12 protein-coding genes are annotated in these 13340 nt (G+C 73.8%); 3 read left to right on the forward strand and 9 right to left on the reverse strand.

Going from position 1 to position 13340, the window contains the following annotated elements; translation table 11 throughout:
• Window positions 1-289: 289 nt before the first annotated feature.
• On the reverse strand, window positions 290-1480 hold the full coding sequence (xylA, locus tag ACIQCJ_RS09900; protein ID WP_355349898.1) for a xylose isomerase: 1191 nt from the start codon (window positions 1478-1480) through the stop codon (window positions 290-292).
• Between the two features lie 91 nt (window positions 1481-1571).
• On the opposite strand from xylA, the gene xylB reads away from it, so the two are divergent.
• Both xylB and ACIQCJ_RS09910 read left to right on the forward strand, forming a co-directional pair.
• A complete protein-coding gene (gene xylB, locus ACIQCJ_RS09905; RefSeq protein WP_402711123.1) occupies window positions 1572-2993 on the forward strand; it encodes a xylulokinase in 1422 nt (473 codons plus the stop codon).
• Between the two features lie 787 nt (window positions 2994-3780).
• On the forward strand, window positions 3781-4911 hold the full coding sequence (locus ACIQCJ_RS09910; protein ID WP_355349892.1) for an ROK family transcriptional regulator: 1131 nt from the start codon (window positions 3781-3783) through the stop codon (window positions 4909-4911).
• A 5-nt stretch (window positions 4912-4916) separates the two neighbouring features.
• Here ACIQCJ_RS09910 and ACIQCJ_RS09915 read toward each other — a convergent pair whose 3' ends face one another.
• Window positions 4917-6257, reverse strand: coding sequence for an Ig-like domain-containing protein (locus tag ACIQCJ_RS09915; protein ID WP_401312824.1), 1341 nt, complete (start codon window positions 6255-6257; stop codon window positions 4917-4919).
• 257 nt (window positions 6258-6514) lie between these two features.
• Entirely contained in the window at window positions 6515-6865 is a 351-nt protein-coding gene (locus ACIQCJ_RS09920; protein ID WP_391049076.1) for a hypothetical protein, read from the reverse strand.
• 101 nt (window positions 6866-6966) lie between these two features.
• On the opposite strand from ACIQCJ_RS09920, the gene ACIQCJ_RS09925 reads away from it, so the two are divergent.
• Window positions 6967-7290, forward strand: coding sequence for a hypothetical protein (locus tag ACIQCJ_RS09925; protein ID WP_391161725.1), 324 nt, complete (start codon window positions 6967-6969; stop codon window positions 7288-7290).
• 37 nt (window positions 7291-7327) lie between these two features.
• Here the strand turns inward: ACIQCJ_RS09925 and hutH are convergent, their stop codons facing one another.
• The 6 genes from hutH to ACIQCJ_RS09955 all read right to left on the reverse strand — a co-directional run bounded on the left by hutH (window position 7328) and on the right by ACIQCJ_RS09955 (window position 13334).
• A complete protein-coding gene (gene hutH / locus ACIQCJ_RS09930; protein ID WP_355349880.1) occupies window positions 7328-8881 on the reverse strand; it encodes a histidine ammonia-lyase in 1554 nt (517 codons plus the stop codon).
• Between the two features lie 109 nt (window positions 8882-8990).
• Complete coding sequence (locus ACIQCJ_RS09935; RefSeq protein WP_355349877.1) at window positions 8991-10142, reverse strand: sensor domain-containing diguanylate cyclase; 1152 nt, start codon at window positions 10140-10142, stop codon at window positions 8991-8993.
• Between the two features lie 112 nt (window positions 10143-10254).
• The gene (locus ACIQCJ_RS09940; protein WP_391049069.1) at window positions 10255-11067 is read right to left on the reverse strand and encodes an enoyl-CoA hydratase-related protein; all 813 of its coding nucleotides are present in this window, start codon (window positions 11065-11067) and stop codon (window positions 10255-10257) included.
• A 133-nt stretch (window positions 11068-11200) separates the two neighbouring features.
• Window positions 11201-11899: a hypothetical protein gene (locus ACIQCJ_RS09945; protein ID WP_402711124.1), complete on the reverse strand. Its 699-nt coding sequence runs from the start codon at window positions 11897-11899 to the stop codon at window positions 11201-11203.
• The gene (locus tag ACIQCJ_RS09950; protein WP_355349868.1) at window positions 11899-12822 is read right to left on the reverse strand and encodes an ABC transporter ATP-binding protein; all 924 of its coding nucleotides are present in this window, start codon (window positions 12820-12822) and stop codon (window positions 11899-11901) included. The genes ACIQCJ_RS09945 and ACIQCJ_RS09950 overlap by 1 nt, the downstream gene beginning before the upstream one ends.
• Window positions 12819-13334: a GntR family transcriptional regulator gene (locus ACIQCJ_RS09955; protein ID WP_402711125.1), complete on the reverse strand. Its 516-nt coding sequence runs from the start codon at window positions 13332-13334 to the stop codon at window positions 12819-12821. Before ACIQCJ_RS09955 ends, ACIQCJ_RS09950 begins: the two co-directional genes overlap by 4 nt.
• Window positions 13335-13340 lie beyond the last annotated feature (6 nt).

The raw sequence follows: 13340 nt of genomic DNA on the forward strand, positions 1-13340 counted from the left end.
CAGTGGGTGGAGCCGGGAGTGGAGTGGACGCGAGGAGGGGGTGCGTCCACTCCGCTCCCGCTGCCGCGAACGCTAGGAATCAGCGGTGACGTTCCGGTGAGGCGGGTGTGAGGGAGTGCTGAGAAACAGGGTGCCGCGATGAGCCGGGGATAAAGCCCGGGTGAGGAGTTCCTTGAACAGCTCTCCCACGGGCCCTGCACAGGCCCGTGACAGTTCGCTCGGGAAATCTGACGCGGGGTGCGACCCGCACCCCGCGGGAGTCACCGCGGGCCGGGCCGCCTGCCCCCGGTCAGCGGACACCCAGCAGGTGGTCCATGGCGAGCTGGTCGAGCGCTTCGAAGGCCATGCCCCGCTCGGCCGCCGCCGTGACGTCGAAGTCCTCGTACGCGCCGCGGTCGGCGAGCAGTCCGGCCAGCCGTCCGCCCAGCGTGTCCTCCGCGCCGAGCGTCGGCAGGGCCAGCTCGTCCAGGCGCGAGGCCCGCAGCGCGGCCTGCACCTCGGGGTCGGCGCGGAAGGCGGCGGCGCGCTCCTTGAGGATCAGGTAGTTGCGCATGCAGCCCGCGGCCGACGCCCACACCCCGTCGTAGTCCTCGGTACGCGGCGGCTTGAAGTCGAAGTGCCGCGGCCCCTGGTATCCGGCGGTCTCCAGCAGGTCGACCAGCCAGAAGGCGGAGCGCAGGTCGCCCGCGCCGAAGCGGAGGTCCTGGTCGTACTTGATGCCGGTCTGGCCGTTGAGGTCGATGTGGAAGAGCTTGCCGTGCCACAGCGCCTGGGCGATGCCGTGCGGGAAGTTGAGCCCGGCCATCTGCTCGTGGCCGACCTCGGGGTTGACGCCGACGATGTCGGGGCGCTCCAGCGAGTTGATGAAGGCCAGCGCGTGGCCGACGGTCGGCAGCAGGATGTCGCCGCGCGGCTCGTTCGGCTTCGGCTCGACCGCGAACCGCAGGTTGTAGCCCTGCTCGGTGACGTACTCGCCGAGCAGGTCGAACGCCTCCTTCATCCGGTCGAGCGCCAGCCGTACGTCCTTGGCGCCGCCGGACTCCGCGCCCTCCCGGCCGCCCCACGCCACATACGTCTCCGCGCCCAGCTCGGCGGCGAGGTCGATGTTGCGGAGGGTCTTGCGGAGGGCGAAGCGGCGGACGTCGCGGTCGTTGGCGGTGAAGGCGCCGTCCTTGAAGACCGGGTGCGTGAAGAGGTTCGTGGTCAGCATCGGGGTGGTCATCCCGGTGGTGTCCAGCGCCTGCCGGAACCGCTTGACCAGCGCGTCGCGCTCCGCGTCCGTCGAGCCGAACGGGATCAGGTCGTCGTCGTGGAAGGTGACGCCGTACGCGCCCAGCTCGGAGAGCCGGTTGACGGACTCGACCGGGTCCAGCGGGGCGCGGGTGGCGTCGCCGAACGGGTCGCGGCCCTGCCAGCCGACGGTCCACAGGCCGAAGGTGAACTTGTGCTCGGGGGCCGGGGTAAGACTCTCGGAAGTCATTGCGACTGGCTCCTATTCGTCAGACTGTTAAACAAATTAGTATGCGAGACCAGCGATGGGAAGTGGCGCTCGCGAAGGGATCGGGAATCGCATGGGGTCGAAAGCAGGGACGGGACGGGTCGTACTCGGGGTGGACAGCTCCACGCAGTCCACGAAAGTGCTGGCCGTCGACGTGGACAGCGGCGCCGTCCTGGCCGCCGGGCAGGCGCCGCACACGGTCAGCTCGGGGGCCGGACGCGAGACCGACCCCGAGGTGTGGTGGACGGCGCTGCGCGACGCGATCGGGCAGACCGGGGAGTACGCGGCACGCGCCGAGGCGATATCGGTCGGCGGGCAGCAGCACGGGCTGGTCGTCCTCGACGCCGCCGGACGCCCGCTGCGGCCCGCGCTGCTCTGGAACGACGTACGGTCCGCGCCGCAGGCCGCCGCGCTCGTCGAACGGCACGGCGCGCAGTGGTGGGCCGAGCGCTTCGGCTCCGTCCCCGCGGCCAGCTTCACCGCCGCCAAATGGGCATGGCTCACCGAGCACGAGCCCGAGGTCGCGGCAGCCGCCGCGGCCGTACGCCTCCCCCACGACTTCCTCACCGAGCGGCTCGGCGGCGCCGCCGTCACCGACCGCGGCGACGTCTCCGGCACCGGCTGGTGGGCCTCGGGCACCGAGACCTACGACGACGGGCTGCTCGCCGAGATCGGGCTCGACCCCGCGCTGCTCCCGACCGTCCTCGGGCCCGGCGAGGAGGCGGGCGCCGTCTCCGCCGGTCTGCCCCTGCGGCCCGGCACCCTTGTCGCCTCCGGCACCGGCGACAACGCCGCCGCCGCGCTGGGCCTCGGCCTCGAACCCGGACGCGCCGTCCTCAGCCTCGGTACCTCCGGTACGGTCTACGCCGTTTCGCGGCGGCGGCCCACCGACGCGTCCGGGACCGTGGCGGGGTTCGCCGCCGCCGACGGGGGCTGGCTGCCGCTGGCCTGCACCCTCAACTGCACGCTGGCCGTCGACAAGGTGGCCGCGCTCCTGCGGCTCGACCGGGAGGAGGTGGAGCCCGGCGGCTCCGTCGCCTTCCTCCCCTTCCTCGACGGTGAGCGCACTCCCAACCTGCCGTACGCCTCGGGGCTGCTGACCGGCCTGCGCCACGACACGTCCGCCGGACAGGTGCTCCAGGCCGCCTACGACGGGGCCGTCTACGCGCTTCTCTCCGCCCTCGACCAGGTGCTCGCCGTGGACTCCGCCCCCTCCGACCAGCCCCTTCTCCTCATCGGCGGCGGCGCCCGGGGCGCGGCCTGGCTCGACACCGTCCGCCGCCTTTCGGGGCGGGCCGTTCAGGTGCCGCGTGCCGCGGAGCTGGTCGCGCTGGGCGCCGCCGCGCAGGCCGCGGCTCTCCTCACCAAGGAGTCTCCCTCCGCCGTCGCGCTCCGCTGGGGTACCGCGGCAGGGGCTCTCCACCCGCCCCTTCCCCGCGATGACGCTGCGCTCGCCCGCCTCTCCTCCGCGCTCCCGCTGGCGGCCGGCCGCTGACCCCGCCGCCTTTCTGGGGGCGGCGCCCGTTTCTTTCCCACCCGCCCACCCGTGCGAGTGCTTTCTTCGTCTGCGGGTGCCGCTTGTGCCCGGTCGGTCCCGGCCCGGGGCACCTCCTCGGGCGACGAACCTGCGGCCACTTCCATGACGTCCAGCCCTTGCCCGTTCGTCCCCCTGCGGGGGCACCCCGCACCGACCCCTCCGGTCCGTCGGCGTCCGCCTGTCCGCTGTGGCTGGGGGGGAGGGGGTGGGAGGGGGTGCGGGCCCTGCGACGCCCAACCCTCCGGCGGGGTGGGCGCAAGGGGGTGGGGGGGAGCCCGGCCCCTGCGCCACCTGACGTCCAGTCGGGTGGGCGGGGGGTGCGGGTGCTGGGGGGGGTTGGCAGGGGCTTCGTTGGGCTGTTGGAGGAAGGGCCCGAGCATTCCGACTCATCGGGAGGGGGCACCGGCGCAAGGCGGCCCGCCGAAAGAACCCCCTCCCCCGGCAACCCCCACCGGACGGGCGGACGCCGACGTACCGGGAGGGGACGGGCCGGGGTGCCCCCGCAGAAATGCGGTGACAAGAAGGGTGCCGGATGAGCAAGGCCAGGTAGCCGCATTTCGAGGAGGTACCCCGGACCGGCACCGACCAGGCACAAGCGGCACCCGCAGACGAAGAAAACACCCGCACGGGTGGGCGGGCGGGCAGAGAACACCGCCGCGGCGCAGCCGCACATACTTGGGGGGATGGGATGGAGGACGGCGTGGGTAAGGGAATGGGCGCGCAAGCGGGCCTGAGGCGCCGCAACATGGCACTGGTCATGCGTGCCCTCGCCGCAGGCGAGAACGTCACGCGCGCCGCCGTCGCGGCAGAGGTCGGCCTGACGAGGGCGACCGTCTCGACGCTGGTGGACGAACTACTGGCGGCCGGCCTGGTGGAAGAGCGCGGCGCGCAGCGCCCCGGCACCGTCGGCCGCCCCGGCACCGCCCTGGCCCTGAGCGAGCGCGGCCCCGCCGGCCTCGGCGCCGAGGTCGGCGTCGACCACCTGGCCGCCTGCGTGGTGGACCTGCGCGGCACCGTCCGCTGCCACGCCGAGGCGAAGGCGGCGAACCGCGGCCGCCCGGCCGCCGAAGTACTGGCGGAACTGGCCGAGTTGACGGCGAAGGTGACCAGGGAGGCGGCCGGGAGCGGCCTGCGCCCGGTCGCCACGACAGTGGCGGTCCCCGGCCTGGTCGGAAAGGACCGCGGCACGGTCCTGCGCGCCCCGAACCTGGGCTGGGAGGACGTGGCCGTCGCGGCCCCCCTCGGCGAGGGCACGGTCGTGGAGAACGAGGCGAATCTCGGCGCGCTCGCCGAATTGTGGCTCGGCGGCCACGAGAGGCTCGCGGACTTCGTGCACGTCTCCGCGGAGATCGGCATCGGCGCCGCCCTCGTCGTGGAGGGCCGCCTGTTCCGCGGCGCCCGCGGCTTCGCGGGCGAGCTGGGCCACGTACCGGTGCACCCGGACGGCCCCTTGTGCTCGTGCGGCGCGCACGGCTGCCTGGAGACGTACGCGGGCGAGGAGGCGCTGCTGCGGGCGGCGGGGGTGGGCGCGGGCGGCGGCCCGGCACTGCGGGCGGCGGCGGCCGACGGCGACCCGGCGGCGCTGAAGGCGCTGGAGGAGGCGGGCGCGGCGCTCGGCATCGCGCTGAGCGGCGCGGTGAACCTGCTGGACCCGCAGGCGGTGGTGGTCGGCGGCCCGCTGGCCGAACTGGCGCCGTGGCTGCTGCCGGGCGTCCGGCGGGAGCTGGCGGCCCGCGTCACCGACCGGCAGTGGCGCCCTGAGGACGTGGTGACGTCCAGGCTGGGCCGCGACGGGGTGCTGCGGGGCGCGGCGTACAGCTCCGTCCGCACGGTGCTGGAGGACCCGGCGAGCTGGGCCCTCCAGCAGGAGGCGTGAAAGCCTTACGCCTGCGGAGCCGTCCACGCCGCCCAGGACAGGTTCCAGCCGTTGAGCCCGTTGTCCGGCTGGATCGTCTTGTCGGCGGAGTCCTTGACGATGACGACGTCACCGACCATGGAGTTGTTGTAGAACCAGGCGGCCGGGGTGTTGGGGTCCTTGCCGCCCTTGGTGTCGCTCAGGCCCACGCAGCCGTGGCTGGTGTTGGTGGCGCCGAAGATCGACTTGCTGCCCCAGTAGTTGCCGTGGATGAAGGTCCCGGAGTTGCTGAGCCGCATGGCGTGCGGGACGTCGGGGATGTCGTACTCGCCCTTCCCGTCGTCCTCGGTGAAGCCGACCGTCGCGCCGTTCATCCGCGTGGTCTGGTACTTCTCGGAGATGACCATCTGGCCGTTGTACGTGCTGTGGTCCGGGGCGCCCGCCGAGATCGGGATGGTCTTGAGGACCTTGCCGTCGCGGACGACGGTCATCTGGTGGGTCGCGGCGTCGACGGTGGAGACCTGGGAGCGGCCGACGGTGAAGTTCACCGTCTTGTCCTGGACGCCGTAGATACCCGCGCCGCCCTTGACGCCGTCGAGCTTGAGCTTGAGGGAGACGTGCGAGCCCGCCTGCCAGTACTGCTGGGGGCGGAAGTCGAGCCGGGTGGAGCTGAACCAGTGGCCCTCGACCCGCTGGCCGCTGCTGGAGGTCACCGAGACCGCGGCCTCGACGGCGGCGCGGTTGGTGATCGCCTTGTCGAAGTTGATCGAGACCGGCATGCCGACGCCGACGGTGGAGCCGTCCTCCGGCGTGAAGTAGCCGATGAAGCTGCTGGCGGCGGAGACGGTCGAGAAGGTGCCGTTCGCCGCGGCCGTACGGCCCTGGGAGTCGGTGGCGGCGGCCGATATCGCGTACTGCGTGCCGCGGGCCAGCGCGACGTCCGGGGTCCAGCTCGTGCGGTCGGCGGATATGGTGCCCGCGATCTTGTTGCCGGTGGCCTTGGACGTCATGGTGACCGAGGTCAGGGTGCCGCCCGCCACCGTGACCTTGGCGTCGTTGTGGATGCTCGCGCCGGTGCTGCCGTCCTTGGGCGTGATGGTGATCTTCGCGTCGGACGCCTGCTTCGCCGCCGCGGCGTCCTCCTTGGACTGGGCGGCGGCCGACGGGGACTGCCCGGCAGACGGGGACGAGCTGGCGGAGCTGGTCGGTTTGTCGCCGCCCGCGGCCTTGTCGCCACCGCCGCCTCCGCCGCCGCACGCCGTCAGCGTGACGGCACCGCCGATCAGCACCGCGGCGGCCGCGAGTGCGCGGCGGCGGGTGAAGGGCGAGCGCTTGGCGGGGGCATGTGCGTTGTCGGGCGGCGTCACGCGTGTCTCCAATGGGCTGGGGTCGCTCGCGGGTGAATGACGAGCTTCGTCCACATGCCATGAAAACAGGCCGACACCGGTAACCGTGCCCCGAGTGCCGGAATTGTGGGGTAACGCACGCGGGCCGGTTCCGGCCGCACGCGACGGGAGGCGGCGCGTTCGCGCAGGTGGGAGGGGTTGTCCGGGCGCCGCCTCCGGGCCGGTCGGCGCGGAGCGTCCGGCTCCGCTTCCGGCGCCGCCGGACCCCCGGACAGGCCCTAGTCCTCGGCGTCCCCGTCCGCGTCCTCCTCGTCGAGGTCCCACTCGTCGGAGTCCGGGTCGTACTCGGTGTGCGCGCACGACCACGACGCCTGGACGAGGTCGACGCCCGGCACGGCCGAGAGCAGGTCGGCCGGGTCGACGAGGTACGCCAGCGCCTCCGACTCGTCCTTGCCGACGGCGTCGCGTGCGTGCAGGCGTTCCTGCGGCGGCATGAACTCGTCGGCGCCGATGTGGTCCAGGGCCGCGCCGCGCAGCTCGTCGGGCCCGGAGACCTCCAGGACGAGTTCCACCTGGAGTCGTACGTACCGCGGACCGCTCTCGCCGCGGGGAATCTCAGTAGCGCTCATGCCACGGAGCGTAAGCGCCTTCGCCGCGGCTTCCCACGAGCCACACCAAGTCACTACCATCTGCCCCTACGGTCAATTCGCCGCACCAGCTGGGGGATCCGTTGACCTCGCCCCGTCCCTATGTCGCCGCAGCAGCGGCCGCCGCGCTCGCGGCGCTGTTCTTCGTCCCGTCCGCGAGCGCGAGTCCCGACGACGCCGCGACCTCCGCGCACACGAAGACCGCGGCCCACACCCGTACGACAAGCACGGCCAGTACGGCCAGTACGGCCAGTACGGCCACCACGCGCTCCGCCGCGGAGCAGATCGGCCTCGCCGACACCGGCAGCATCGACACCAAGCCGTATCTCATCGGCGGTGCCGCGTTCCTGGTGGCGGGCGCGGGGCTGATCGTCAACGCCGGCCGCCGCACCCGCCAGAGCTTCTGACGGCGTCGCTCACACGGTCGCCGTTCCGCTCACGGATTCACGCGAGCGGGCCGGTGACCGACTCCGCCGCGCGCGCCAGCTCTCCGGCCCGTACGAAGCGGTAGGCCGCCTCCAGGTCCGGTGACAGGAAGCGGTCGGGGCCCGCGCCCAGCACGCCCGCGGCGCGTACCGCCGCCAGGACCGCGGCCGAAGCGGGCGCCGGGCGCTGCTCGCCCGTCGTGGTCCTGATCTCCAGCGCGCGGGTGGCCGCGTACATCTCGACGGCGATGATCCGGGTGAGGTTGTCGACGGCCGTACGGAGCTTGCGCGCCGCCGACCAGCCCATGGAGACGTGGTCCTCCTGCATCGCGGAGGACGGGATCGAGTCCACCGACGCGGGCACCGCGAGCCGCTTCATGTCGCTGACCAGCGCGGCCTGCGTGTACTGGGCGATCATCAGACCGGAGTCGAGGCCGGGGTCGTCGGCCAGGAACGGCGGCAGGCCGTGCGAGCGGTTCTTGTCCAGCAGCCGGTCGGTGCGGCGCTCCGCGATGGAGCCGAGGTCGGCGGCGGCGATGGCGAGGAAGTCCAGGACGTACGCGACCGGCGCGCCGTGGAAGTTGCCGTTGGACTCGACCCGGCCGTCCTCAAGGACCACCGGGTTGTCGACGGCGGCGGCCAGTTCGCGCTCGGCGACCAGGCGGGCGTGCGCGAGGGTGTCGCGGCCCGCGCCCGCGACCTGCGGGGCGCAGCGGATGGAATATGCGTCCTGCACGCGCGGCGCGTCGTCCTGGTGGTGGCCGGTGAGCCCGGAACCCTCCAGCACCCGGCGCATGTTCTCGGCGCTGGCCGCCTGGCCGGGGTGCGGGCGGATCGCGTGCAGCTCGGGGGCGAGGACCTTCTCGGTGCCGAGCAGGGCCTCCAGGGTCAGCGCGGCGGTGATGTCGGCCGCGGTGAAGAGCCGGGCCAGGTCGGCGCAGGCCATCACCAGCATGCCGAGCATGCCGTCGGTGCCGTTGATGAGGGCCAGGCCCTCCTTCTCCCGCAGGACGACCGGCTCGATGCCGTGCTCCGCGAGGAGTTCCGCGGCGGGGCGCACCGTACCGTCCGGGCCCTCCGCCTCGCCCTCGCCCATCAGCACCTGCGCGCAGTGCGCCAGCGGGGCGAGGTCGCCCGAGCAGCCGAGCGAGCCGTATTCGTGGACGACGGGCGTGATCCCGGCGTTCAGCAGCGCCGCCATCGTCTCCGCGACCACCGGGCGCACCCCGGTACGGCCGGACGCCAGCGTCTTCAGCCGCAGGAACATCAGCCCGCGGACCACCTCGCGCTCCACCGCCGGGCCCATCCCCGCCGCGTGCGACCGTACGAGGCTGCGCTGCAACTGGGCCCGCAGCTCCGGGCTGATGTGCCGTACCGCCAGGGCCCCGAAGCCCGTCGACACCCCGTAGACCGGCTCGGGCTTCGCCGCCAGCGCCTCGATCACCTCACGCGCCCTGGCGATCCCCGCCAGCGCTTCCGGCGCCAGCTCCACCCGCGCGCCGTCGCGCGCCACGGCGAGTACGTCGTCGGCGGGGGCGCCGTGCGCACCGATGACCACGTTATGCATATTCATATTCACGCACCCTAAGCACTGAAAGCCGCCCTGTCACTCCCCCCTGCGACCAGCACTCTCCGGCCCCGCCCCCGCGGGTCCCGGCCGGACGGGACGTCGCGGACACCCCCTAAGGACGGTTGCCGCGGATGCGGCGGCGCTCGCCCTCGCGGGCCGGCGGCGAGTCGGCGAGCCGCACGACGGGGTCCTCGGGCCCGGCGCGCCCCGCGACGACGGGGTGCGCCGCGCGCAGCGCCTTGGCCTGGTACTGCGCCGCGTCGGCCAGCCGGAACAGCCGCCGCGCCGAGCGCACGGGCCCGATCGGATCGCCTGTGGACGCCACACCGCAGGCCACGCCCTCGCCGACTTCGAGCTGCGCGGCCCGCCCGCACAGCTCGTCGGCCGCCGCGACCACCTCGTCCGGCTCCTGCCCGACGGCCACGACGCAGAATTCGTCACCGCCGAGGCGGGCGGCCAGGCTGCCGGGAAGCATGGCGCCGCACAGCGAGAGCAGCGAGCCGAATCGTTCCAGCAGCCGGTCGCCGACGGCGTGCCCGAGCCGGTCGTTGACCTTCTTCAGACCGTTGAGGTCGCACACCACCAGGCTGACCACGGCTCCGTCCGCCCGGTGCCGTTCCAGCGCCTCGTCGAGGCGTACGTCCACGGCCCGGCGGTTGCCGAGCCCGGTCAGCGGGTCGGTGAAGGCCAGCCGCTGCACCTCGGCGAGCCGTTCGGTCTGGGCGATCCCGGAGGCGATGACGGCGGCCAGCACCGTCGCGAAGTCGGCGTCCCCGCGGTCGAAGCCGGACACCCCGGCGCGCCTGGCCACGTACAGCTCGCCCCACGCCCTGCCGTGCAGCACGATCGGCGCGACCACGCAGGAGCCGCGTCCGCGCCGCCGCAGCGCCGCGGCCCGGCCCCAACTGCTGCCGCCGGGCGACGCGCCGGTTCCTTCGGCGGTCTCGACCCAGGCGTGCGGCTCGCCGCCGCGCGCCCACTCACCGTGCAGGAACTCCACGATCTCCGGGAAGTCGTGCACCGAGTACGACTCGTCGTCCGGCTCCGGCTCCTCGCCGGGCGCCAGCTCCCCGTCGTTGACCAGGACCCGCAGCCGCCCGGTCTCCCGCTCCCACGTCGAGATCGCCGCGAAGGACGCGTCCATCGCGAGCCGCGCCCGCCGCGCCCCGGCCCGTACCGCGGCCAGCGGCGTCTGTTCGGTCGCCAGTGCCTGTGCCAGCTCGACGACCGCTCGAAGCCGGAGATCGGCCGTCCCGTCCACCATCTGTCCAGGCTAGGGAGGTTTGTCCGGTTTGGAGCGCTGGCTGCGCCGAACGGAGCCCGTTCGGCGCTGCGCCCGCCCGTCGGCGACTACGCACAGTGGCCGCGCGCGGCGATCACGCGCCGGGCCACCGCGGGGGCCGCTTGTCGTTGAAGGCGGCCACGCCTTCCGCGCGGTCGGCGGAGAAGGCGGTGGCGCGCCAGGCGGCGTCCTCGATCTCCAGCCCGGCGCGCAGGTCGAGGCCCTGGCCCAGGCGCAGCGCGCGCTTGGCCGAGCGCAGGCCGACCGGCGAATTCGCGGCGATCCGGTCGGCCAGCGCCAGCGCCTCGGCGCGGGCGTCGTTCCCGGCCGCGAGCTGGTCCACCAGGCCGAGGGCGAGCGCCTCGGCGGCCGGTACGCGGCGGGCGGTGAAGACCAGTTCCGCCGCGCGGGCGGCGCCGACCCTGCGGGGCAGCAGTTGGGTACCGCCGCCGCCCGGGATGACGCCGACCGAGACCTCGGGCAGGCCGACGACGGCCGTCTCGTCGGCCACGATCACGTCACAGGCGAGCGCCAGCTCGAAGCCGCCGCCGAGCGCGTAGCCGTGCACCGCCGCGACGGCGGGCATCGGCAGTTCCAGGACGCCGGTGTACGCGGCCCTGGTGTGCGGGCGCTGGCGTACGAGGTCGGCGTCGGTGAACGCGTTGCGCTCCTTGAGGTCGGCGCCGACGCAGAACGCCTTGTCGTGGGTGGACGTCAGGACCGTGACGCTGACGCCGGGGTCGGCCGCCAGCGCCGCGCAGGCGTCGCCGATCGCGACGGCCATCCGCGTGGAGACGGCGTTCATCGCCTTCGGCCGGTCGAGCACCAGTTCCGCGACGCGCTCGCCGTGCCGGCGGACCGCCACCCACTCCCCGAACCGTCGTTCCGCCGTCCCCTGCGCTTCCATTCGCCCGCCCTCCGGTTAACGACCGTGAACCCCCATCCTGCCATCCCCCTCCCCGCGGGGGACGGCACGGTCGCACAGGGCCGGACGGCGCTCGCACCGCACCGGGCCGGACGGCGCTCGCCTCACGTCGGATTCATACGGTCATACGGTGGACGGTCGCGAACCCCCCGGCCAGCAGCACGGCGACGACGGCCGCGAGGACCCCGGTGACCCCCAGGGCGGTGAGCCCGGCGAAGAAGTGGCCTATGCCCTTCCAGCCGTGCGCCCATGTGGCGATCAGCGCGACCAGGGCCAGCACCCCGAGCTGCGCCCCGCCGAAGGCGGTGGTGCCGGGCAACCCGGCTCGGCGGAAGACCAGGCCGTACCACATCCCGTAGACGAACAGCAGGAAGAAGACGACGGCGGCGGTGAGCCACGAGACGTACCAGGCGCCGTCCAGCAGGAACGGGACGCGGAAGTAGGCCATGCGCATGCCCCAGCCGCCGGTCGCGCGTTCGAGGACCTGGCCGACCGCGACGACCAGCCCGAAGGTCACGGCGAGGGCCCCGGCCAGGGCGGTGACACCGCGCAGGTAGGTGCGCCTGCTGACACCGAGGGTGAGGGCGAACGGCAGCGCGCGGGCGACGGTCTGGAGGCCCACGGCGAACATCACGAGGAAGGCCGCGGCCAGGCCGCCGACCCAGCGGTGGTCGGCGTGGGCCGCCGGGGTGAGCCGCAGGATCACCACGTCCAGAACGAAGCCGAAGGCGGCCCACTCCCAGGGCAGGACGAGGTAGGTGAAGCGGTCCAGCAGCAGATACCGGACGACGGAGAGCACCGGGGTGGGACGCATCAGGATGCCCTCGCAGTCGTGAGGCCGGACGGGTCGTGGGGTCCGGCGCCGGGCGCGCCGTGACGCTCGGCCGCGTGGACCGCGAGCTGCTGGAGGGTGCACTCCTCCAGGCGCAGGCGCAGGTGTGCGGCCAGTTCGCGGTCGCGGTCGTCCAGGCGGCCTACCATCACCGCCCTGGTCTGCGCGCCCATCGTGCGGCGGCTCAGCGTCGCACGGGCGGCGATGAAGCGGTCCACGGCGGTGGCCGGGCCGGTGACGGTCGTGGCGGTGCCGCGCAGTTCCTCGGTCGGCGCGTCGAGGACCAGCCGGCCGCGGTCCAGGACCAGGACGCGGTCGAGGAGTTCGGCGGCCTCGTCGATGAGGTGGGTCGAGAGCACGACGCACCGGGGGTGGGCGGCGTAGTCGGCGAGGAGCTGGTCGTAGAAGAGCGAGCGGGCGACCGCGTCGAGGCCCGCGTACGGCTCGTCGAACAGCGTGAGTTCGGCGCGGGCGGCCAGCCCGATGATGATGCCGAGGGCGGTCCGCATGCCGCGCGAGAGCTTCTTGATCGGCCGGGTCGGCGGCAGCTCGTACGCGTCCAGCAGCGTGCCCGCCAGCTCCTTGTCCCAGTTCGGGTAGAGCAGCGAGGCCGCCGCGACGGCGTGCCGCACCTTCAGGTCGGGGTACGTCTGGTCCTCGCGGACGAGGATCATCCGGCGCAGCACCGCGTCGTTCTCCAACGGCCGGGCGCCGAAGGCGTGCACGGTCCCGGAGGTGGCGATCTCCTGGCCCGCCAGGATGCGCAGCAGCGTCGTCTTCCCCGCGCCGTTGCGGCCCACCAGTCCGGCGATGCACGGCGTGTCCAGCTCGAAGCTGACGTCGGTGAGCGCCTGGTGGTCGCGGAAGGCGCGTCCGACGCCGGTCAGCGAGACGACCGGGCTCATACGTCGCCCCCGACCGTCGCCGCCGTGGTCGTGGTGGCGGTCGTGGTACCAGGCGGGGCGGTCGTGCTAGCGGTCGTGGCGGCCGGTGTTCCGGCGGACGGCGCGGAGTGCGGCGCGGTGGCGCCCGCCGCCTGCGACGTCACCGCGACCGAGGCCAGCTCGTCGCGCAGCAGGCCGAACAGTTCGTCCTGCCCGATCCCGAGCCGCGCCGCCTCGACCGCCAGCGGCCGTACGTACCGGTCCGCGAAGCGCCGCCGCCTGCCCCGCACCAGCCGGTCCCGCGCGCCCTGGGCGACGAACATGCCGACGCCGCGCCGCTTCTCCACCAGATCCTCGTCCGACAGGACGGTGAGCGCGCGGGCCGCGGTGGCCGGGTTGACCCGGTAGAAGACCGCGAGCTCGTTGCTCGACGCGACGCGCTCGCCCTCGCCCACCGTCCCGTCGGCGATCTGATTCGCCAGCTCGGCTGCGATCTGGGCGAAGATCGGCCCGCCCTCTTCCAGGAGTGACATCGTGCC

The organism is Streptomyces sp. NPDC093221 (assembly GCF_044753885.1).
In the GTDB taxonomy this organism is placed as follows: Bacteria; Actinomycetota; Actinomycetes; order Streptomycetales; family Streptomycetaceae; genus Actinacidiphila.

Coding starts and splice junctions, on each gene's coding strand:
- xylA (WP_355349898.1), bottom strand. CDS start 1,480: ATGACTTCCGAGAGTCTTACCCCGGCCCCCGAGCACAAGTTCACCTTC.
- xylB (WP_402711123.1), top strand. CDS start 1,572: ATGGGGTCGAAAGCAGGGACGGGACGGGTCGTACTCGGGGTGGACAGC.
- ACIQCJ_RS09910 (WP_355349892.1), top strand. CDS start 3,781: ATGGCACTGGTCATGCGTGCCCTCGCCGCAGGCGAGAACGTCACGCGC.
- ACIQCJ_RS09920 (WP_391049076.1), bottom strand. CDS start 6,865: ATGAGCGCTACTGAGATTCCCCGCGGCGAGAGCGGTCCGCGGTACGTA.
- hutH (WP_355349880.1), bottom strand. CDS start 8,881: ATGAATATGCATAACGTGGTCATCGGTGCGCACGGCGCCCCCGCCGAC.
- ACIQCJ_RS09935 (WP_355349877.1), bottom strand. CDS start 10,142: ATGGTGGACGGGACGGCCGATCTCCGGCTTCGAGCGGTCGTCGAGCTG.
- ACIQCJ_RS09940 (WP_391049069.1), bottom strand. CDS start 11,067: ATGGAAGCGCAGGGGACGGCGGAACGACGGTTCGGGGAGTGGGTGGCG.
- ACIQCJ_RS09945 (WP_402711124.1), bottom strand. CDS start 11,899: ATGCGTCCCACCCCGGTGCTCTCCGTCGTCCGGTATCTGCTGCTGGAC.
- ACIQCJ_RS09950 (WP_355349868.1), bottom strand. CDS start 12,822: ATGAGCCCGGTCGTCTCGCTGACCGGCGTCGGACGCGCCTTCCGCGAC.
- ACIQCJ_RS09955 (WP_402711125.1), bottom strand. CDS start 13,334: ATGTCACTCCTGGAAGAGGGCGGGCCGATCTTCGCCCAGATCGCAGCC.